Origin of the sequence: Desulfogranum mediterraneum DSM 13871 (genome assembly GCF_000429965.1) — a bacterium.
Classification (GTDB): Bacteria; Desulfobacterota; Desulfobulbia; order Desulfobulbales; family Desulfobulbaceae; genus Desulfogranum; species Desulfogranum mediterraneum.
Map to the genome: position 1 here is coordinate 174,142 of NZ_AUCW01000013.1, position 21,849 is coordinate 195,990.

The 21,849-nt window shown below is 60.2% G+C and carries 13 protein-coding genes; 7 read left to right on the forward strand and 6 right to left on the reverse strand.

Annotated features, from left to right (window positions below):
• Positions 1-505: 505 nt before the first annotated feature.
• From G494_RS0106400 to G494_RS25215, 3 genes are all read left to right on the forward strand, one after another.
• Positions 506-1,786 (forward strand): MFS transporter, encoded by a 1,281-nt coding sequence (locus tag G494_RS0106400; protein WP_035245634.1) that lies wholly within the window; start codon positions 506-508, stop codon positions 1,784-1,786.
• Between the two features lie 64 nt (positions 1,787-1,850).
• On the forward strand, positions 1,851-3,068 hold the full coding sequence (locus G494_RS25210; protein ID WP_028583866.1) for an IucA/IucC family protein: 1,218 nt from the start codon (positions 1,851-1,853) through the stop codon (positions 3,066-3,068).
• A gap of 193 nt (positions 3,069-3,261) precedes the next feature.
• Positions 3,262-5,628 carry a mechanosensitive ion channel family protein gene (locus G494_RS25215; protein WP_051305453.1) on the forward strand — a complete coding sequence of 789 codons (2,367 nt, stop codon included), beginning with the start codon at positions 3,262-3,264 and terminating at the stop codon, positions 5,626-5,628.
• Between the two features lie 161 nt (positions 5,629-5,789).
• Here the strand turns inward: G494_RS25215 and G494_RS0106415 are convergent, their stop codons facing one another.
• A complete protein-coding gene (locus G494_RS0106415; protein ID WP_028583867.1) occupies positions 5,790-6,434 on the reverse strand; it encodes a nitroreductase family protein in 645 nt (214 codons plus the stop codon).
• A 620-nt stretch (positions 6,435-7,054) separates the two neighbouring features.
• Here G494_RS0106415 and G494_RS0106420 point away from each other — a divergent pair.
• On the forward strand, positions 7,055-7,555 hold the full coding sequence (locus G494_RS0106420) for a hypothetical protein (protein WP_153305780.1): 501 nt from the start codon (positions 7,055-7,057) through the stop codon (positions 7,553-7,555).
• Positions 7,556-7,603: 48 nt separating this feature from the next.
• On the opposite strand, the gene G494_RS22255 is transcribed toward G494_RS0106420, so the two are convergent.
• The 3 genes from G494_RS22255 to G494_RS0106435 form a co-directional block, all read right to left on the reverse strand.
• Positions 7,604-10,774: an efflux RND transporter permease subunit gene (locus G494_RS22255; protein ID WP_232362498.1), complete on the reverse strand. Its 3,171-nt coding sequence runs from the start codon at positions 10,772-10,774 to the stop codon at positions 7,604-7,606.
• Positions 10,771-12,132 (reverse strand): efflux RND transporter periplasmic adaptor subunit, encoded by a 1,362-nt coding sequence (locus G494_RS22260; RefSeq protein WP_051305454.1) that lies wholly within the window; start codon positions 12,130-12,132, stop codon positions 10,771-10,773. The genes G494_RS22255 and G494_RS22260 overlap by 4 nt, the downstream gene beginning before the upstream one ends.
• 65 nt (positions 12,133-12,197) lie before the next feature.
• Positions 12,198-13,568, reverse strand: coding sequence for an efflux transporter outer membrane subunit (locus tag G494_RS0106435; RefSeq protein WP_051305455.1), 1,371 nt, complete (start codon positions 13,566-13,568; stop codon positions 12,198-12,200).
• A gap of 234 nt (positions 13,569-13,802) precedes the next feature.
• Here G494_RS0106435 and G494_RS0106440 point away from each other — a divergent pair, with 234 nt between their 5' ends.
• On the forward strand, positions 13,803-15,248 hold the full coding sequence (locus G494_RS0106440; protein WP_028583870.1) for an ATP-binding protein: 1,446 nt from the start codon (positions 13,803-13,805) through the stop codon (positions 15,246-15,248).
• A complete protein-coding gene (locus G494_RS0106445) occupies positions 15,245-15,913 on the forward strand; it encodes a response regulator (protein ID WP_028583871.1) in 669 nt (222 codons plus the stop codon). Before G494_RS0106440 ends, G494_RS0106445 begins: the two co-directional genes overlap by 4 nt.
• Before the next feature lie 110 nt (positions 15,914-16,023).
• Here G494_RS0106445 and G494_RS0106450 read toward each other — a convergent pair whose 3' ends face one another.
• Positions 16,024-16,581, reverse strand: coding sequence for a PEP-CTERM sorting domain-containing protein (locus G494_RS0106450; protein ID WP_028583872.1), 558 nt, complete (start codon positions 16,579-16,581; stop codon positions 16,024-16,026).
• A gap of 672 nt (positions 16,582-17,253) precedes the next feature.
• Here G494_RS0106450 and G494_RS27895 point away from each other — a divergent pair.
• Positions 17,254-17,388, forward strand: coding sequence for a hypothetical protein (locus G494_RS27895; protein WP_269746551.1), 135 nt, complete (start codon positions 17,254-17,256; stop codon positions 17,386-17,388).
• Here G494_RS27895 and G494_RS0106460 read toward each other — a convergent pair.
• Positions 17,375-21,559, reverse strand: a complete 4,185-nt coding sequence (locus tag G494_RS0106460) for a DEAD/DEAH box helicase (RefSeq protein WP_035245644.1) — start codon at positions 21,557-21,559, stop codon at positions 17,375-17,377. The two genes, G494_RS27895 and G494_RS0106460, sit on opposite strands and share 14 nt — an antisense overlap.
• Between the last annotated feature and the right edge of the window lie 290 nt (positions 21,560-21,849).

The window sequence follows — 21,849 nt, forward strand, 5'->3', positions numbered from 1 at the left end:
CGACGATACCCGGCGGCAACTCCAGCACCGCAGCTAACATCACTACAACTGAACAAAACCATCAGTCCGGCATATATCTGCATGGCTTAGCTCATTCTTTTCTCCTGCTGTTGTACACATGGAAACTGCAACTTCGCAAGACTTTTTCGCACAATTAGCACAGCAAAATGCAATCCGGCCACAGCGGCTGGGAAAAAGCGGCAAGCAAGCCGCCATATTCACGCATAATCAATAGATTCAAGCCTCCTGCAAAAGCTCACCGCCCCAAAATCCTTGGCCCGACCCGCAACATCTTAGCCGTCACAAAGTTGCTTAGCCAGGGAAAACCTGAAAAAGGCACACGCCAATAGCACAACTCGCACAACAAACATAGCCATCTCTCGCCTCGGTAACAGATCTGCAGATCCGCTCCTCTCATTTGCAGCGTGAGCTTTAGGATCATTTCTGATACCTTAAGAGAGAGGTTCGGCAACACTATTCAGAGCGGCGGAGCACGGCTATCCCCATGAACATCCAAGCAACCACATCCCGGGAAGAACGAAGCTGGATCCTCTACGATGCAGGCAACTCGGCCTTTGTGCTGATCATGGTCACTGCCATCATGCCCCTCTTTTTCAAGGAGTATGCAGCCGCCGGACAGTCGGCAGTGACCGCCACCGCCAACTGGGGATTTGCCAACTCATCGGCATCCCTGATCCTGGCCCTGCTCGCCCCCTTTCTGGGAGCCCTGGCCGACTATCCAGGACAAAAGAAACGATTCCTGAGCCTCTTCCTCTGCCTGGGCCTCCTTTCCACCCTGGGACTGACCCTGATCGGTCAAGGCCAGTGGCTGTTCTGCCTGCTCCTCTTTGTCTGGGCCCGGGTGGGCTGGGCCGGGGCCAACATCTTCTACGACGCCCTGCTCACCGATGTCACCAGCCCTGAGCGGATGGACACGGTCTCTGCCCGGGGCTACGGCTACGGCTACATCGGCTCCGTCATCCCCTTTCTTGCCGTCATCGGCCTGATCCTCACGGCTGACCCGGGCCCCACCCTGCTCGCTCCGCTGCGGGTCAAGCTCGGTTTTGTCCTGGTGGCCCTCTGGTGGCTCCTCTTCTCCCTGCCCCTGCTCAAGAATGTCCACCAGACCCACGCCCTGGCGGCCGCCCAGGCACCGGTCCGGGAGAGCCTGCGCCGACTGGCGGCCACCTTTGGCCGGGTCCGAAGCCACCGCCAGATCTTCCTCTTCCTGCTGGCCTACTTCTTCTATATCGACGGGGTGGGAACCATCATCACCATGTCCATGGCCTATGGCCGGGACCTGGGATTCGGCGTAGCCCTGCTCATCGGCGTCCTGCTCTTCATCCAGGTGGTGGCCTTCCCCTTTGCCCTGCTCTACGGCCGCTTGGCCGTTCGTTTTTCCACCCGAACCATGCTCCTGGCAGGGATCGGTATCTATATCCTGGCCACCCTGCTGGCCTTTCTCCTCCCGGCCATGGATAACCTGGTGTGGAAAACCACCGTCTTCTGGGGGATCGCCCTCTTGATCGCCTCGGCCATGGGCGGGATTCAGGCCCTGAGCCGGAGCTACTACGCCAGGCTGATCCCGGCGGAGCAGTCTGCTGAATTTTTCGGTATCTATAATATCTGCGGAAAATTTGCCGCCATCAGCGGCCCGGCCCTGATGGGCCTGGTGGCACGCCTGAGCGGCGAGACCCGCTGGGGGGTCTTGAGCCTGGTCCTCCTCTTTGTTGCCGGCGGCCTGCTCCTCCTGCTGGTGGAGCAGAGGGAACAGCCCTTGAAATAAGCAGCAGAGCAGAACCGGGCAGGCACAACCCCGTCACCCCCAGTCTTCCTTACTGAGGTACCTTATGAACTCTTCTCTGGTCTATCGCGATCGCTACTGCAACCAAGGAACCAGGACCTACTCCATCCACGCCGACTACACCGAGGCAGCGCCCCGCTATCAGCCCCAATCCGAGCTCGCCTCCTTTGCCCTCACCCCCTGGGCCGTTCCCCGGGAACTGGTCCGGATCTACACCGCCAACCCGCCGGCAGAGCTCCTCCAACACTACCTGGGCCCGGACAGGGTGCTCTTCTGTGTCCACCCCCAGGTCCTGGAGTCCCTGCCCGACGACCCCTATCTGCTCAGCCTGCAGAGGCGGGGCACAGCGGCTCCTGCCATCACGGTCGCCCCCAGCTCCTCCACCAGGACCCTCTATGTGCTCGATCAAGAGCCAGGCTTCCACGCCCTCAAGGTCCACTTCCCCTTCCGGGTCTCCCGCTACGGCCGCAAGATGCGGGACGAGGTGGTGGAGCAGGCCATCGCCGTCTCCCTGGAACTGGAGCAGGCCATCGATCGGTTTGAGCCCGGCTTTGCCTTCTTACGGGAGGTGATCGGCATCTCCCACCGCAGCCTGGACCGTAGCGATAATCGGGGAGAAAACTGGGGCTACCTGGTCCGGGAGATGAGCCCCTTTCCCCTGGTTGACGGGCCCAGGGAGCTGATCCCAGGATTTGCCCTCTATGGTGAGAACTCACTGGATCCCGACCAAGCGCCCCTGCTCTTTGAGCTCATCGGCGAGGAGAAGCCCCTGGGATATATCCTGGAGCGCATCATGTTCCCCCTCATCCGCCACTGGGTAAACTGCTTCCGAAGCTGCGGCTTCATGCTGGAACCCCACGGCCAGAACATCCTGCTGGAGCTGGATGGGGCCGGTCGGATCCAACGCCTGGTCCACCGGGATCTGAGCGTGGGCATCGATATGCGGTTGCGCCGGCTGCAGGGCCTCTCCTCGGCCCACCTGAACCAATACAACCGAATGGAGAACGGTGCCTTCAACTCCATCACCTATGACATGTTCATGGGCCACCATTTTTTTGAACGGCTGGTCAGCTGTTGCCGCCAACGCCATCCCCGGCTCAGCCTGGCAGCATTCCAGACCCCCTGCAGGGAGCTCTTTGCCCAGATCTTTCCGGAACACCGGGATTTTCTGCCGCCAACCATCCACTACTTCAGCGAACAGCGGGACCAATTCAACAAACCCCTTTACCAGGACACCGGCACACCACCCCGGTGGCGGCCCTGAACTCCCAAAAAAGTCAAGAGGAGCGCAGCTCGCACTGGCCCATGGAGCGACAATCCGCTATAGTCAGGCCTGCTGGTGCGCCTTCTCTCCCGAGCCTCTTCACCCGGCAGAGCCTGCAACCGAGGCCCCTCGACCAGCAGGCAGCCCCCATCTCTTTTCAAAAAAACCAGCAACAACCTCTTGATCACCAGCCATGAACGATTACGCCCTCAAGCCTGCTTACCTGCTGCTTGCCCTGCTCCTGCTCCTGAGCACCCTCTCTCCCCCTTTAAGCGTTGCCGGCCAGAACCCGGCGGACGAGCCAACCGACATCGACCAGGGACAGCCCCTGCAGCGGGAAATCCCGGTCAGCGAAATGATGGCAGGCCTCAGTGATGAACAGGTTCGACAACTCCTCCTCAGCCAACTGAAAAAAGAGGCCTCCATCGCCCCGCCTGCAGGCGAGCGGATGAAGGGACCGGCCAGTCTGTTCCACCACATCCTCCAGATCCTGAGCAGCGAACAGGATGAGGCGGAAAACCAGTTTCGTCTCCTCTGGGCCGGAGTACCCCAGGTCGCCCCGGACCTGAAGCGGGTCTTCATCCGACTCTGTCCCTACGAAACCGTGGAGGGTGCGGTGGATAATCTCCTCTGGGTCCTGCTCTTTCTCGCTGTGGGCACCTGCTGTGAAGCCCTGTTCAGGTTCACTGTCTTTAGCCGCTATTTCCGCCCTCCTCCGGAAACGGGCACCGGCGGGCTGCTGCCCCTGGAAAAGATCCTGACCGGCATCATCCAGGAGACCCCCAAGCTCCTCGGCCTGCTGATCTTCTTTGGCTGCGCCTACTTCAGCTTCATGTTTTTCATCTGGACCGACTCCATCTATGTCCAGGTACTCTTCCTGGCAGCCCTGATCGCCATCTGCGCCATCAGGGTCATCGCCGCCATCTCCCGGGTCATCTTTGCCCCTGGCCAGACGCAATGCCGCGCCCTGCCCGCCGACTGCAGGCTGACCCGAACCGCCCACCGCCTGCTGACCTGGACCTTCGGCTACATCATCCTCACCCTGATGAGCGCCGTGGTCATCCGTCGCCTGGGGGCAGACCTGCAGACCGTCCGCCTGCTCCAGCTCGGCAGCGCCTCCCTGCTGCTCCTGGCCACCGCCGTGGCCATCGTGATCTACAGGGACAGAATCAGGGAGCAGCTGCTCCAGCCCAGGGGAGAGGGGCAAAAGTTACGCTGGAAACAGCAACAGTTTGCCTCAATCTGGCATATCCTGGCCATCAGCTACCTGGTCATCCTCTGGTTGCTGCTCCTCAACGACCTGGCTGACCCCAGCTACAACCGCAGGGGGGCCTTTATCCCCAGCTTCTTTATCGTGCCGATCTGGATGGTGGCGGACCGCCTGGTCCAGTGGTTGGTGGCCTACACCATGAAGACCCTTCAGCTCCATCGCAAGCAGGATGATGAGCCAGGAGAGCCCTCTACAGAGGAGCAGGTCCAAGGGCAAAGGGGAGAGGAACTCTATCTCCGGATCAAGGGTATCGCCCGGAGCGGGGTGGTGGCCGTGATGGTCATTTGGGTCGCCGGCCTCTGGAATATCCGGATTCCGCTCTTTTCCCAGCTGGCCCAGGTGGCCCTGGATACCCTGATCATCCTGACCCTGGCCATCGTCTTCTGGCAGTTTATCAGCTCCTGGATCGAACGGAAGATTGCAGAATCCATACCCGAGGATGAGGAGGAGCGGGAGGAGGACGAGTGGGGTGGTGCCGCTGCCCGGGGACGGGCCTATACCCTTCTCCCCATGGTACGCAAATGCGTGAGCTCGGTGCTGATCGTCATGGTCACCATGACCATCCTCTCCTCCCTGGGGGTGGATATCGGCCCGCTCCTGGCCGGAGCCGGGGTGATCGGTCTGGCCGTGGGTTTTGGCGCCCAAAAACTGGTGGCCGACGTCTTTTCCGGATTTTTCTATCTCCTGGATGATGCCTTTCGGGTGGGAGAATACATCGAGGCCAGCACCATCTCCGGCACGGTGGAGTCCATCACCCTGCGTAACGCCATGATCCGTCACCACCGGGGCATGCTCCAGATCATCCCCCACTCGGACCTGGGCGCGATCACCAACTACATGCGCGGCGGCATCATCGTCAAGTTCAACCTGGATTTCCCCTATGACGCCCCCATCGACAAGATCCGCAAGATTATCAAGAAGGTGGGACAGAGGATGCTGGAAGATGAAGAGTATGGCAAGGACTTCATCCGGCCGGTGAAGTCCCAGGGGGTCAGGGAGATCACCAACTCGGTGATGACCATCCGGGTCAAGTTCACGGCCCAGCCCGGGACCCACTTCGTGATCCGCCGGGAGGCCTATAGGCTGATCACCGAGGCCCTCAATGCCCAGGGTATCTTCTATGCCCACCGCAAGGTCATCGTCGACCTGCCGGAGACGAGCCCAAACAGCCGCCAGGAGCAGCCGGAGAAGCAGCAACAGCTTGCCAAGGCCGCCGGGGCCGCAGCCCTGCGCGCCCAGAAGGAAAAGATCCTTGAGCAGGAGGAAAAGGAGGATTTTTCCTCCCTCTGAGCCCCCATCCTCCGGGAGAGCGACCAGGGGCAGGCCCCCCGGCGAGGATCAGCCTGAATCCAGGCCAAGATGGCTGACGAGAGAAGCTGAGCCGGCCCGGGAGAGACTCCCCTGGCTGCTGTCGCCGGCTCCTGTCAGCCCTTACCAGTCTCTGAGCACCTTCAGGCACCTCCCCCATCAAAGCGAACCACAATCTCATCCACCCTCTTTCGCCACTTGGCCGGCTGCAGCTCAAGCCCAGGCTTTCTGTAGCCAACCGCCAGGAGCAGGGGAAGCCAGTAGTGATCCGGTATCTGGAAGGTCCGGCGCACCCCCTCATGATCAAAACCATCCATGGGATGGGTCTCCAGGCCAAGACTGGTGGCCGCATACATCAGGCTCATGGCAAAGAAGCCGGCATTCTTGACCGCAAAGGCCAGGTCGGCCTGCTCATTCCAGTTATAGAGGGACTTGGCAGCCCCAAGAAACCAATCCCTCTGCTCGGGCTGCATCCCTCCAGTCGCCAGCATCTGCTGCCAGTTCTGCTCCACCACCGGGTGCCCCTCCTGCCAGCCCTTGCGATCGGCCAGGACAATCAAGACCACCGGGGCCTCGGCCACCTTGTCCTGATTCCAGGCAAGCGCCTTTAGGGTCTCCCTTTCCTCCTGCTCACGCACCACCACCAGATTCCAGGGCTGGAGATTAAAACTGGAGGGGGTCCGGGCGGCCAGCTCGATCATCCTGGTCAGACTCTCCTGGCTCACCTCCTGTTCCGGATCAAAGAAGTTGATTGCCCGTCGCTGTTCACTTATGTCCTGAAAATTCATCTCTGCTCTCCCTGTTGTCTCTTCCCGTGGCGAGTCGAGGGTAAAGGGTCTCGTATTTGTGAATTATTGGGATCTGCCTACTCCAAAGCACCCGTGCTGGGGCGGAGAATTTGAGCTGGATTCGCAGCTGGGCTCAGGCTCCGTGAGAGGTGAACAATTCCCTCCCAAGCTGATCGCTCTCCTGCCAGCTGAGCCACGGAAACGAGTTTAAGATTAAGGCTACCTTGAATAATGGCTTTTTCTTCCAATCTCAGCGTTACGATCAAAATTTTAGTCTCGGAATATCGACTATATACCTCCACTAAAATTGTATCTCGCGCCTTGACCTTGATCGAAAAATCTCATTATTCAAGATACCCATAAACTATTTATCCGGACCAGAAAGTCAAGAAATGACCAAGAGGCCGGCGTCGCCGGCAAGGCGGACCCAAAAAGGACCGAACTCCAGCCAATTGCCCCGGAAAAGAGGATGGGGCGACAGGGGCTCAGCTGACCAACCGGCACTCCTTTTCACCAATTTCATTAAGGTTTTCCAACAGGTTGCCGATAAAGGCTCATGGGTTTGAACCGCAGCAAGATGCTGCTCCATGATCAGCAGGCCCTTTCCCACAGGTACGCAGATGAGCATTACCACCATACTCAACCACCAGGCTGAACTTTTCCAGGGGACCCCACAGGCCCCGGCTCATGACGCCGGAACCCGCACCGGCCGGGGAGGCAATCCTGATGCTGACCAACTCAGCCAAAAAAAGCAGGGCCCGTCAAAGCCCCAGCCCGAACAGGTCTCTCCCCACCAGCTGAATCAGGAAAAGCTCCACCGCTTCTTACTGGCCAAGTTCCCCGACAACACCACTGAACGGCCCCGGGATCTCAATGGCATGAAGACCCAGCTGGGCATCCTCCAGACCAGCATGGCAGAGAGCGCTCCCCAAACCAACACCCCCGGAGAGGCGGCGACCCGGGCCCAACAGGCCAAACTGCCGACAGCTGTCAACCCCTACCTCCCCAACGACCCGGACGCCATCCACCAGACCCTGGTCCATCAACTGGGGATCTCTGCTGAAGAGGCGGATGCCATCATCGAGATCCTCCACAACAGCTCCCTCCAACTCAAGGTCTAAGCGCAGCTTTCCGCAAAGGGATCAAGCCTCAGGCTCCCTGGCCGGACCCTAGTTCCCCCCGTAGTGCCCCCCCTTAGGGGCCTCCTTCCCCTTGATCAACTCCCCGGCCGTCTCCGGGGTCCCTGCTCGCAAGCAGGCCCACAACCCCATCAGATCAGAGACGATCAGAAAGAGACAGGGGATCAGCACCAGCACGATCAGGGTGGTAAAGAGAATCCCATAGCCCAGAGAGATGGCCATGGGGATCATGAACCGTGCCTGCCTGGAGGTCTCGAAGATCATCGGCGCCAGACCGCCGAAGGTGGTCAGGGTGGTGAGGATGATGGGCCGGAAACGGCGGCTGCCGGCGGCAACGATGGCCTCAGCCGGAGAGGCGCCGCCAGCCAGCTGTCGGTTGGCATAATCCACCAGCACCAGGGAATCGTTCACCAGTACCCCGGCCAGGGCCACCATCCCCATCATGGACATCAGGCTCAGGTTATAGCCCATCAGCACATGCCCAGCTACCGCCCCGACCACACCAAAGGGAATGGCCGCCATCACGACCAGGGGCTGGAGGTAACTGTTGAAGGGCAGGGCCAGAAGCAGATAGATCAGGGCCAGAGAGCCGCAAAAACCCAGGAGCAGACTCTGGCTGCTCTCCTTCATATCCGCCTGTCTGCCACTATAGCCATAGCTCAGTCCGGGAAATTCCCTGGCCAGTGCCGGCAGCAGGGTGGTGTCGAGTTCTGCGGTGATCATATTGGTTGCACCGATGGGTTCCACATCAGCCCCCACGGTCACCGTCCGCCGCCCCTCACGCCGCTCAATGCTGGTATAGGCCCGGCCCCGCTGTACCTCGGCCACATAGCTCAGCGGCACAAAGCCCCCCTCTCCCGTCCGGATCAACAGAGACTCGACCCCATACTCACTCAGCCGTTCGTTCTCGGGTAGTCGCAGCCGAACCGAGACCTCACTGCGGCCCCGCTGCTGCCGAAGGGCCACCACCCCCTGAAAGCTGTTGCGTACCTGGCGGCCAATCTCTGCTGCTGTCAGCCCCAGACTGGCACCTTCCGGGGTGATGGTGAAATCAAGCTGCTCCTTGCCCAGGGCAAAGCCGTCATCAACATCATTGACCTGGGGATAGACGGCCAGATCGGCGGCCAGGGCCTCACTGGCCCGAGCCAATACCCCAACATCCCGGTGGCTCAGCTCCACCGAGACCGAGTGGCCCCGACCGGGACCGCCCCGATCAAACTCAAAGCGGAGGGACTCGACCCCCACCAGAGGGCCGGCCTGCCGACGCCAGAGCCGGCTCAGGGCCCGGGTGGTGAGGGCTCTCTCCTCAGGATCCACCAGATAGGCGTTCACCTCCACGGTGTTGCTGCTGATGCTGGTAAAAACCCCTGCAACCATTTCGGCCGCAGCAGACTGCTCCAGGGTCGCCTCCAGGGAGGCGACCAGCTGATCACGCACCGTCCGCAGCCGCTCCTCGGAACTGCCATAGGGCAGGGTCGCGCTTGCCACGGCATAATCCGACTCCACCCTGGGCATGAGGATCATCCCTATCCTGCCGCTCAAGGCATAGCCCACCACCACCATAAAAACGGCCAAGCCCACGGCCACGGCCAGATAACGGTGCCTAAGCAAGCAGCCAAGGAGCGGGGCATAGACCCTCTCGACAAAGCGGAGCACCCCACGGCTAAAGGCCTGTTGTCGCCGCTGCAGGCCTGCCCACAGGGGATGAACCGCACCTGAACGGCCATGGCTCAGGTGGGCCGGGAGTATACAGAGTGACTCCACCCAGGAGACCACAAACACCGTTACCACCACCAGGGGGATGACCTTCCAGATCTTACCCATGACCCCCGGGACAAAGAGCAGGGGCAGGAAGGCGGCAATATTGGTGAGAATGCTGAAGCTAATGGGCACGGCCACATCAGCCGCCCCCCGGACCGCTGCCTCGGCAAAGCTCATCCCCTGCTCCCGATACGCATAGATATTTTCCCCGGCAATGATGGCATCATCCACCACAATCCCCAGGGCCACGATAAAGGCGAACATGGAAATCATGTTGATGGAGACATCAAACAGGGGCAGGAAGAGCATCCCCCCCAGGAAGGAGACCGGAATCCCCATGGTCACCCAAAAGGCCAGTTTCACCTCCAGAAACAACCCCAGCACCACCAAAACCAGCACCAGGCCGATAAAGGCATTCTTCATCAACAGCTCCAGCCGCTGCTGGTAGATCTGGGACTGATCCCGATTAATCATCCACTCCACCCCTGGGGGCAGCTCCAGGGCGACCTCTGCCATGGTCGAACGGACAGCTGCAGCCACCTCCATGGGGGTCTGCGCTCCCACCCGGTAGACGTTCAGGGCAATGGTGGGGCTACCGTTCAGGGTCACCTCCTGGTCACTATCCTCAAAAGCCTCCCGCACCGTGGCGATATCCTCCAGGTAGACCACGGTGCCATCTGGGGCGGTTACAATGGGTATACGGCCAAACTCATGGGCCCACTCCCGCCGCTCCTTGACCCGGAGCAAGATCTCGCCACCGCTGGTCTCTATCTCACCGCCCGGCATCTCCACCGAAGCCGCACCAATGGCAGTAGCCACGGTTGCCAGACTCAGGTCATGGGTTCGCAGCTGATCCTGACTGATCTCCACCTGGATCTCATAATCCCTTGCAGCGGTGATGCTCACCTGGGTGATCTCTGCCTGCTGGAGCAAACGGTCCCGAAGCTGTTCTCCCAGAGCCCTGAGCAACTGTTGGCTCAGATCCCCATAAAGACTGAGCTGGAGCACCTCCCGCTTTCTGTTCTGCAGGGAGACCACGGGCTCCTCTGCCTCATCAGGGAAGGTGGTGATCCGGTCCACCTCCTGCTTGATCTCCTGGAGCACCTTTTGCCGGTCCTCTCCTTCGATCAGCTCGGCGATCACGGTTCCGCTGCCCTCAACCGCACGGGCAGAGACCTCTGCCACCCCTTCCACCGAACTGATGGCCTCTTCCACCACCAGCACCGTACCCTGCTCCACCTCTTCCGGCCCGGCGCCCGGATAGGCCACGCTGACGGTCACCGTATCCAGTTCAAACTCCGGAAAGACCTCTTTCTTGATGGTACGGGTCGACACCAGACCGCCGAGCAGAAGAAAGATCATCAACAGGTTGGCTGCCACCCGGTGATGGACCATCCAGGCCAGAGGCCCCTGGCCGGACCCTTGTCGCTGCCCCTTCACTGGTCCACCTCCGCCAACTCCGCACGGTCTGGCGGGTTTGCCAGGGCCAGCCGAGCCGTCGCCACCTTGGCCGAGGGGACAGGCGCAGCAGGACGAGTCGGGTCCTCAACCGGAGGAGAGGCCTGGGACAGGAGCATCCCCTGGACCGGGGCGACAAGATCAGAGACTATCAACTCCTCCCCCTCCTCCACCCCGGCGGTCACCAGCACCCTGTCCTGGTTTTTATAGGCGATGGTCACCTGCCGGATGTCCAGGGTGCCGTCCCGGTCCAGCAGCCAGACCTCGTCGCCATCCCGGAGATAGGCACGGGGCAGGGACAGGGCCGAGGCCAGCGGTGTCCCCTGGATGGCCACCCGGACAAAGGAATCGATCAGCAATCTGGGCTCTCCCTGCTGCTCCGCCTCCAGGGCCAGAGGGTCGTCCACCTCGATGAGCAGCCGCGCCATCCGCCCCTGGCTCTCCAGCGCAGGCAAGAGTTGTATCACCCGGCCCCGGCGAAAACGCTCCTTGCCCCAGGCCGTGGGATTATAGACCCTGACCTCGGCCCCGCCTCTGCCGCGGACATCGGCCACCGCTATCCAGGAGAGCTGTGCTTCAGGGACCGAGACCTCCACCCAGTAGCGATCCGAGCCGATGAATCTTGCAAGGGTGGTGGCCGAAGAGACCAAGCTGCCCACATTGACCGTCCGCTCCTGGACAATACCGTTAAAGGGTGCGCTCAGGATTGTCCGCTCCAGATCCAGCCGGGCCAGCTCATGGTCGGCCCGGGCAATGGCCAGGGCTGTCTCCAGGCTGCTGAGCTGGGGCTTGCGCAGCATCAGGCTCCGCTCCACCTCGCTCACCTCTTCCCCGGAGAGTTCCAGTTCCCGCCGGGCAACCAGTTGGTTGCCCTCCTCCAGATCCAGGTCATTCCGGGCCTGGGCCACAGCGCTCTTCTTCTGGCGCAGGGCCAGCTGATATTCCCTGGGATCGAGCCGGAGCATGGCCTCGCCGGCAGCAAAGCGACCACCCGGCAGCAGCTGCTCGCTGATGGCCATGACCTCGCCGCTCAGCTCTGCCTTCAACTCAATAGACTGGGCTGGGCTCACCACGCCCATGGCCGGGATCACCGTAGGAGATGGTCCAAAATGGGCGGTCACGGTATGCACCTGAACAGCATGTTGCTCTGGCGGCAGATGTCGGGCCTGGGGGCCTGTCTCCAAAAGATAGACGGTCAGCAGGCCACCACTGACCAGGGTTGCCAGGGGCATAACCACTCGCAGCAGGAATCGTATGATTCCGGAGGGAGGGCTGACGGTCGCTTCCCGGGCAGCAGCTGCTCCGGGATGGGGGGTGATGCGGGCTGATAGATCAGACATGATGGTTCCTCTTCTCTTAAGGGATATCTTAAACAAACGGATGACCACTGGCGGCAACAGGGCAGCTATATTTTCTCCTGCCCCTGGCTGTAGCCCCAGCCCCTGCCCAGGGCCCGACAGAGCCGTATCCGGTTCACCAACAGGTCCCTGTGGGCGACGAGCTGATCCTGCTGGAGGCCCTGGAGAGAGATCAGGGCAGAGAGCACCCGCTGGTAGTTCTCGCTCCCCTTGAGGTAACGCTCCTTGATCTGGAGCATGGTCTGCTCGGCCAGGCCCCTTTGCCGGTCCAGGCTCTGTATATAGTGCAGCTGCTGCTCTTCAATCACCAGGGCGTCCTCTACTTCGCCAAGGGCCTCGAGGATGGCCTGACCATAGAGATGAAGCTTCTCCGCGGCTACCGCCCGGGTCCGCTCCAGCTCCTGCTCTCGGCTGCCACCGTCGAGGATCGGCCCGGTGAGCCCTGCAGCCAGGCTGGTGAGGTAATCACTCAACAGGGCCGCACCACTGCCCGCACTCTGCAGCGAGGCAGAGAGACGCAGGGCCGGGAATCGATCGGCAGCAGCGCCGGCCACCCGCTGATCAGCAGCGGCAACCTCTTGAAAGGCGCTGCGGATATCCGGCCGGGCCAAGAGCAGCTCGCCAGGGACCCCGGTGTCCGGGAGGGTGGGCAGGGCAATCATCCGGGTAGGGATCTGAAAACTCCTGGTGCCCGGGGCCAGACCGAGCAGGATGGTCAGCTGATGCTCCTTCCGGGTCCTTTCGGCCAGCTGGAGTAAGCGCCGGCCCTGGGTGGCCGCCACCAGCTGTCGCTGCTGAAGGAGATCCTCCATGGGCACCAGGCCGGTGCGAAAGCGGGCCGCGACCAGCTCCACCCCCTGTTGATTGGTGGCGAGTTGCTCATCCAGGAGGCGCAGGGCCTGCTCCAGAGCCACCAACTCATACCAGCAGACCGCCACCTCGGCGCTCAGGCTCATGGCCACGGCATCGAGATCAGCGACCTGGGCCTCCATGTCCATTCGGGCGGCTGCCACACTGGAATCGATCTTGCCCCAGAGATCGAGCTCATAGCCTGCAGACAGGCCCAGAAGCAGGGTATCGCTCTTCTCCGAGCTGCCGCTGATCCGGTTCTGCTGATGTTCAGCTGAGGATTGACCATCCAGGCTCGGAAACAAGCCAGCCCGACTCTTCCCATGGAGGGCCCTGGCCTGGGACAGTCGGTCCCAGCCTGTCTTCAGGGAGAGGTTGTCGGCCAGGGCCTGTTGCACCAGATCGTTGAGCAGGGGATCGGCAAAGGAACGCCACCACTCTCCTGCCAGGGGCTGATTGCCGGAGCGGGAAAAGGTGGTCGGCAGGACCAGGGGATCTATTTTCAGGGGTGCCTGCGGAGCGCAAGCCGAGAGGGTGAGCACGATGGTGATGAGCAGAAGCTGCACCATCTTTTCTGCTGAGGATGGGTATTTCATTCCAAGCTGTCGGCTGAGGTTGATATGGCCACAGGGCCCTGTTGCTTCACTCTCACCAGCCTATCCTGCCAATTGGCAAAAAATTGGCAGAAAATAAGAAAAGATTGTGCAAGGCTCAATTATCCGATGCAGGCCTTCTTTTTCTGGCGTACAAAGAGCTGGAAATAATGCCCCAATACCCACCGGATACCCTCAGTTATGGAGCCGATGAAACTCACCATCCAATACAAACTCTTCCTCTGCATGCTGGCAGCAGCCCTGGCCGTGGTCGCCTATATGGCGGTTGTGATCCAATGGAGTTTTGACCGAGGCTTCCTGGAGTACATCGATACCCAGGAACAGGAGCATCTCCAGCGCCTGCTCGTGGAGCTGGAAAGCTATTACAAAGAGAAGCAAAGCTGGCAGGGGCTGAAGGACAATCCCCTGGAACTGTTGCAGCTCCATGCCCACACCCTGCCGGAGAGTCTCAAAAGAGAACGCATCATCGCCATGCTGAAAGAGGGCAAGCTGCCGGACTGGCTCCTGAGCCCCTCCCCGCAGAGCAGTAAGGAGCCGCCCCGCCATCCCCTGATGCGCCTGATCATCCTGGATCAGAACCAGAGGTTGATCTTTGGCAGACGACAGGGCACAGAGCCACCCCATCTCATCCCGCTGCAATACCGCAACCGCCAGGTGGGGGCAGTGGGCCTCTACTCGCCCCGAAGTTTCTCAGAAGACCATCAACTCCTCTTTGTCAGACAGCAGAAGCTGGCTCTCCTCCTGGTGGGATTAGCCGCGATTTTCATCACCATCGGCCTCTCCCTGCCCCTGGCCTACCACCTGACCAAACCCATCCGCAGCCTTTCCCAGGCAGCCCGCAAGCTGATCAGCGGCGATTTCTCGCCCAGGCTCAAGCCGGGCTCCAAGGATGAGCTGGGACAGCTGTCACACGACTTCAACCGCTTAGCCGAAACATTGGCCTTCAACGAGACCCAGCGTAAGCTCTGGATCAGTGACATTGCCCATGAGCTCCGCACCCCCCTGACCGGACTGCAAGGCGAGATCGAGGCGGTTCAGGATGGCATCCGCCAGGCCGATGAACAGACCCTGGCCCGTCTCCACCAGGGGGTCATGCGCTTGCGTCGCCTGGTGGAAGACCTCAACGATCTCTCCCGCTCGGAGCTGGGTCTCGTCTCCTATTTTCGGGAAGAGATGGATCTGGGCCGCCTCCTGCTCGATGAGCTGGAGACCCAGCAGCATGCCGCGGCCAAGGTCGGTCTGGAACTGAAGTTGGTGAGCAGTCCAGCGCCCCTGGTGGTGGTTGGCGATGGCCAACGGCTGCAGCAGCTGATCGCCAACCTGCTCATCAACAGCCTCAAGTTCACCGACCAGGGAGGGCTGGTGGAGGTTACGGCGAGTCACCAGCCGCCATGGGTGGAGGTACGGATAGAGGATAGCCCGCCGGGTGTACCAGGCCAGGCCCTGCCCAAACTCTTTGACCATCTCTACCGGGTGGAGGCCAGCCGCAATCGGGCCATGGGCGGGGCAGGCCTGGGGCTTGCCATCTGCCGACAGATAGTCCTGGCCCATGAGGGGTCCATCACGGCCGGCCACTCCCCCTTGGGTGGCCTGAAAATCACCGTCCGCTTGCCGGAAGCAGGAGAGGCGTCATGAACAACACTATTCTGATCGTGGAAGATGAGCTCCAGGTAGCGGAACTGCTCAGGGATTACCTCACAGCCTCGGGCTATGGGGTGCAGCTGCTGACTGAGGGTTTGGGGGTGGTGGCCTGGGTACGGCAGCACCAGCCGGCCCTGATCCTGTTGGACATCATGCTCCCTGGAAAAGACGGCATCTCCATCTGCAGGGAGTTGCGCAGCTTTTCCCGGGTGCCGATCATCATGACCACCGCCCGAATCGAGGAGGTGGACCGTTTACTGGGACTGGAGCTGGGCGCCGACGACTACATCTGCAAGCCCTACAGTCCCAGAGAGGTGGTGGCCCGGGTCAGGGCGGTGCTGCGCCGCAGTGACGGAGAACTCGCCCAGAGCGGCGACCAGGTCCAGGTCGATCAGGAGGGCTACAGGGTACTGCTGGGAGGACGGGATCTTGGCTTAACAGCGGTGGAATTCTACCTCTTTACCACCCTCTACTCCCAACCGGGACGGATCTTCTCCCGGAACCAGCTGATGGAGGCCATCTACAGGGACCGGCGGATGGTCAATGACCGCACCGTGGACAGCCACATCAAGAAACTCAGAGCAAAGATCACTCGCCTCCAAGCGGGGCTGGATCTGATCCACTCGGTCTATGGCCTGGGCTATAAGTTTGAGGACTAAGGTGGCAGCCCCCTCTCCCGGGCTCACCCGGTTCATGCTCCTAAAAAGGTACCAACAAAAAAGCCGCCTTCCGAGGGAAGGCGGCTTTTTTGTTATTTCGGAACAAAGAACTACTTCTTTCTCCGCCCTATGGCTGCGAGCCCGGCAATACCCGTTCCAAAGAGCAGCATGGTCGTTGGTTCGGGGACCGGGTTTTCTCCTAAGGAGACGTAGACATCGTCAAGCTTCCATGTTCCTGTCCCGGGGTCCGTTTCAATGAAAAAACTGATCGCGGTTGAGGTACTGCTGGCAACAAAGCTGTCCGAGAAATACTCCCAGTTAAAACCGCCAGAGGCTTGGGCGACCGTGACTATCGGCCCTGAATCTAAACTATAGCGGAGTATATTCCCTGGAACTACACTGTAAACCGCTGACCAGAATGAGAAATCGTAGGTAGCGCCAACTGTTGTCGTTATCATCTGCGAGAGCGTTGCAAAACCACTGTTGTCAAAAAGCTCCAGTGATTGGGCGCCGGTGTGACCGCTGCCAAAGAAGTGGGAATCCTCACCACTGAGACTCCAGCCGGTCAAACCCGACTCAAAACCGCCATTGGTCACAAGGTTCGCATGAGCTGATATGGTACCCATCATCAGCCCCACAACGGCAAACAATACTAGAATTTTTTTCATGGCAATTCTCCTTTGGCATTGTTTTTCTGTTTGAACTCCAACCTGCTTGCCCTTTGTTTTTTGCAAATAGCGCTCCCAAAAGAGGACCAATGGCTAACAATTAGCTTTTTTCAAATAACAGCTAAGGATTACTCCAGAAACCACTCCTCCCTTCTTCCCCTGCTCAAGCTGTCGACTCGTGCTTGATCACGGCTCACAACCTAACTTTCCGCTTTAACGGAATAGCAAGAAAAAAGGCCATACTCCGGCCAGTTCCGGCGCAGAGCCAAAAACCAACCTCTTGTAATTTAATGACAAAAACCCCTTCCTCTTCGAGACAATACCGCTTCACCATTGTTCAACTGTGCGTAAAACAAAACTTCCCTGACAGCTGCACAGCAATCACGCTTCTCTCAACCGACACAGCCACAAAGTGGTATAGCCCTAATACTACTCAACAAATCTCGGCGTGCCAAAAAAAAACGCCGGCATCCCTGCAAATAAAGGAAAAACCCAACAACGCGTTCACAAAAACGGAATCTTCCAACGCTGACTTTGACTTTGCAATACGGAGGGATGAATGGATGAGGTTGAAAAATAGGCCTGAGCATATATTTTTCAACCCAAGACGCGACCTGGGCCGGCAATTCAGACAGGTATGGAATAACAACTTGAGGGTGGGGCAGGGGCATCATGCAGCCACAGGCAAAGGTCAACTTCAGCAAGAAATTCCGTCACAACTCCGAGTGGCTTAAAAAAGAACTGCCTCCGGTTGCCCTTGAGGTGGCCAGCAACAAGGCCCCTCCCCCCAGGCTCAGCTCTCCTTAAGCAGGGCCAGCAGCTCGGCGGTGGAGATCCGGCCGCTCATGTCGCTGCCGGAGAGCAGGTTATCGGCCAGGTCGCGCTTCTCCCTGTGGAGGGCCACGATCCGCTCCTCGATGGAGTCCTTGACCACCAGCCGGTAGATGGTTACCGGCCGCTCCTGGCCGATGCGGTGGGCCCGATCCGAGGCCTGGTCCTCCACCGCCGGATTCCACCAGGGGTCCATGTGGATCACATAGTCAGCGGCGGTCAGGTTGAGTCCGGCCCCGCCGGCCTTGAGGCTGATCAGAAAGAGATCCCCCTCCCCGGCCTGAAAGGCCTTGACCCGCAGGGTCCGCTGCCTGGTGGGAGTGGCACCGTCCAGGTACTGATAGGAGATCCCCAGCCGGTCCAGCTCCTCTCTGATCAGACTCAGATGGCCGACAAACTGGCTGAAGACCAGGGCCTTATGGTTGTTCTCCAGGAGCTCCCGGACAATGGTTGAAAACACCTTGAGTTTGGAACTGGCAAGCCCCGCCTCAGGCACCACCAGCTGGGGGTTACAGCAGAAACGCCGCAGCCGGGTAATCTGGGCCAGGACCTGGAGGTGCCCGGGACCGTCGCCCTGCTGCTCATCCTCCACAGCCAAGGAATCCAGGGCCTGGAGGCGCTGGGCCTCGTAGAGGGCCGCCTCCTCCTGACTCATCTCCACCTGCATGGTCACCTCGGTGCGGGACGGCAGCTCCTGGAGCACACCGCTCTTTAACCTGCGGAGGATAAAGGGCTGAATCAACTTCTTCAAACGCTTGGCCGCAGCCCGGTCGCCCTGCCGTTCAATGGGAAGGGCAAAGGTGCGCCGAAAACGCTCCAGGGAGCCCAACAGGCCGGGATTGATAAAACGAAACAAATTCCAAAGTTCGCCCAGATGATTCTCGATGGGAGTACCGGTGGTGATCAGCTTGAACTCGCTCTGGAGCTGCATGGCCGCCCGGGAACGTTTGGTCTGAGTGTTCTTGATGGCCTGGGCCTCATCCAGGACCACGGTCTGCCACGGCACCGCGGCCAGCAACTCGGCCTCGCTCTGCATAAGGCCGTAACTGCAGATAACCAGGTCAAACTCAGCCGCAGCTGCCAACAACTCCTTACGGTTCCCATTGCCGAACAGCTGGACCTTCAGGGTCGGGGCAAAGCGGGCTGCCTCATCCTGCCAGTTCATCAACACCGAGGTTGGAGCCACCACCAGGGAAGGCCCCTGAGCGGCCCGGAGGAGAATGACGGCCAGGGCCTGGATGGTCTTGCCCAGGCCCATATCATCGGCAAGACAGGCCCCCACCCCCAGAGTGGAGAGCCGACCGAGCCACTGAAAGCCCTGGAGCTGATAATCACGGAGCTCTGCCTGGAGGGTGGAGGGCAAGTCCGGCTCAGCCACGTTCTGGAAACGCTGCAGATTCTTTTTCCAATGACGGTCGGCGGTGCAGCTGCCGATCTCCTGGGTAAACTCCTCCAGGGCCAATCCGGCCAAGGGACTGAAGCGCACCCCCTTTCCATGATTCTCTGAAAAGGCCCGCAGCTCTTCGACCCGGCGCCGAAAGGCCTTGCTCAGGGCCAGAAAGCGACCGTCATCCAGAGCCACAAAACGGGAGTTCGACTCCAGGCTCAAGGCCAACAGCTGCTGCATATCCAGAACCAGTTCCTCATCCACCCGGAGCGTACCGGTGGCAGCGAACCAGTCCCGGTCCCGCTTGATCTGGAGGGAGAACTGATCGGCAGTAACCGTAGGGGTCAGCCGGAGACTCTCCCCCTTGGGCCACGCCAGCACCACCTGATCCCCCATATCCCGCAGCTCGGTAAGCAGCTCCAGACATTGCTCAGGATCCTCCAGGAGCCACTCATAGCCATAGTCGTTCATACGGCTGAGCGAGGGGCAGGCCTGGTTGACCGAGTCGGCGTTATCCCGCTCCAGCTGCAGGTCGCGCCTGGTCTGGAGCTGTTCACCCTCGATCTCGGCAACCACCGTCTCCCCGCCGCTGCCGGGACGAAAGTAGCTCCCCCCCTGGGCAAAGGGCCGGGTCAAGACCTCCAACTGCAGTCCCTGGTTATAGGGGAGCAGATGAACATGGGGACGGGCATCTGCCTCGACACTTCTGGCAGCCGCAGCAACAGCACCGATATCCGAGTGGACGGTCAAAACCCTCGTCACCCGGGAGAGGGCCTGCACCACCCGTTCTTTGGCTGCAAAGGGTACCTCCACCGAGGATCCGACAATCGCACAGAGCTGTTCATACTCCCGGGTCAAGGGAATGTACTTCAAACGGGTTGGACTCTCCCGGACCAGGCCAAAGGACTCTCCCTCCTCAAGCAGGGGGGAGAGTTCGAGCTGATAACCGTTTGCCCCTTCCAAGACATGGAGTTCCGGTTCCCCCTTGACCAACTCCACCTGGACCGAGGGCTGGTCTGCCCAAAAAAGCAGAGGGTGGTCCACCAGGGCCGGCAGGGCCTGACTCTCCCGCAGGGTATAGCTGGGGGTGCTGCTGTAATAGCCCCAGGAGGAGGTGTGCGACTTGGCTATGGCAGCAACCACCCTCCTGTCCTGGCTGGTCAGAAAGGAGAGGGTATTGACCCCTGCGCTCAGCCGGGACAGGGCCACGCTCCGCCCCTTGGTCCACTTGCCGCCCTTGCCGAGCTTCTGGAGCTTAGGCACGATCTCACACTCGCCATACTCATCATCAATGGAAATCAACCAGACCAATCGCTCTCCGCCGGCGGCTACCTCCCCACCGCCATGTTCCAGGCTGGCCAGGGCATCCAGGACATGTTCCCACTCCTCCCGGGGCTTAATAGCCAGAGCGAGGTCAGGCAGGGGACACCGCTCCTGCAGACGATGGTACACCTTCTGATTGCTCTTGGGGGCGACCTTGTTGGCCAGCAAGATGGCGGTGGCCTCCTTGGCAAACCAGTAATAGCCATCTTCCTCTGCCATCTCCTGGAGCAGCTCCAAGCCCCTGAGGTCATCCTTGCTAACCCCTTCACCCTGCCAGCAGAGGGTCATATAGGCCATCAAGGCTGAAAAAAATTCATGGTACCGCACCAGCCCCAGGGAGTGCACGCCCCTCTGGGCCTGATTTCGCCGCCCCAGGGCAAAGAGCAGAGTCTGCTCCAGATCCCCGCACATGGCATAGCTGGTAAAGTTCGTCTGCTTTTTGACCAGCTCCAGATAGCCCAGCCCCTTTTGCAGCTGCTCGCTCTCTCCGGACTGCAGCAGGGCCACCCCATAAAAAAAACCGGCCAGGTTGCTGTAGGCAACCTTGCGCTTCCTGGTTGTTTTTTTCAACATCGCCAGGCCCTGCTCATAGTATTCCAAGGACTGTTCAAGCTCCCCTTTCAGCAGGGCCAGCCAGCCCTGATAACTCAGCATACTACAACAAGGCGACCAGGCTGCCAGCTGTGCTTCCAGTTTAGCCAGCTCTCCCCTGCAGACATGACAGAGGGCCAGGGAGGCTTGAAAGGCATCGTCATCAATGGTATTCACTCGAACATACTCCTCGACAAAAGCGAGCAGCTCATCCAGCGGTTCCAGGCGCAGACAGGCGCTGTTCAAGCGGGGCAGGAGAAAATCGCCGACCAGTGCGGTGGACAAGCCCATCAGCCCATCCCGGTCAAAGGGGGTGAAGAATATCCGCTCCAGGGGATGGTCGTCGTGATACTCCTCCGGGTACTGTTGGCCCACGGCAAGGAGGAGGCTCGCCACCCGCTCCTGGTCCTCCCCTCGTAACAGGGCCAGCCGCACCTGGCGCACCCCCTGGTCATAGCTCTTGTACCACTGCTCATGTTGCCAGTTGGACGGGATGGGCACCAGTTGCTCCACCAGGGCGGCGATTTCGCTAAAAGGCCCTTTGGCCAGGAGCTCGCGACCGACCAGCTCCACGATCTCCGGGTTGCAGCGCACGCCCCTGGAGCCGAGCTCCACCAGCCCCTCTGCCTGCAAGGGCTCCAACAGGCGATTAACCTCCTTGGTGACCAAGCGTTTACCCTGCTCATCCCTGAGCCCGAGCCGGTGAAGGCAGTGGATCAGGTTGGTCCGCGAAACCCAGTCATAGAACACCGACAGACAGTGCAACACCTGCCGCTGGCCCGGGGAGAGCCGGCTGTACTGTTCCGGAAAATTCTGCTGGCTGGTGGTCAAGGTATGAAGCGACATAATCAGGTTTCCTCAGGTGCGGTTAAAACAGGCCTGCTGCCGACAACGGTTTCCTGCGGTCATCAACAGGCGGCAACAACAGTCCCGGGTGGCAGGCAGCAATGCGCCCGGAAGAGCCGCAGAATCATACCCTATTCCGACAAGCAGGCAAACGCTTGATTATCGACACCTCGATCGCTTCAACTGACAAAACTTCCTGATTGATGAAGACCTGGGGACGAAGCCATTGCTGGAATCATGGGCAGAGCAGGAGGGTAAGGATACTCAGCACGGCTGCAACGCCGGCAGGA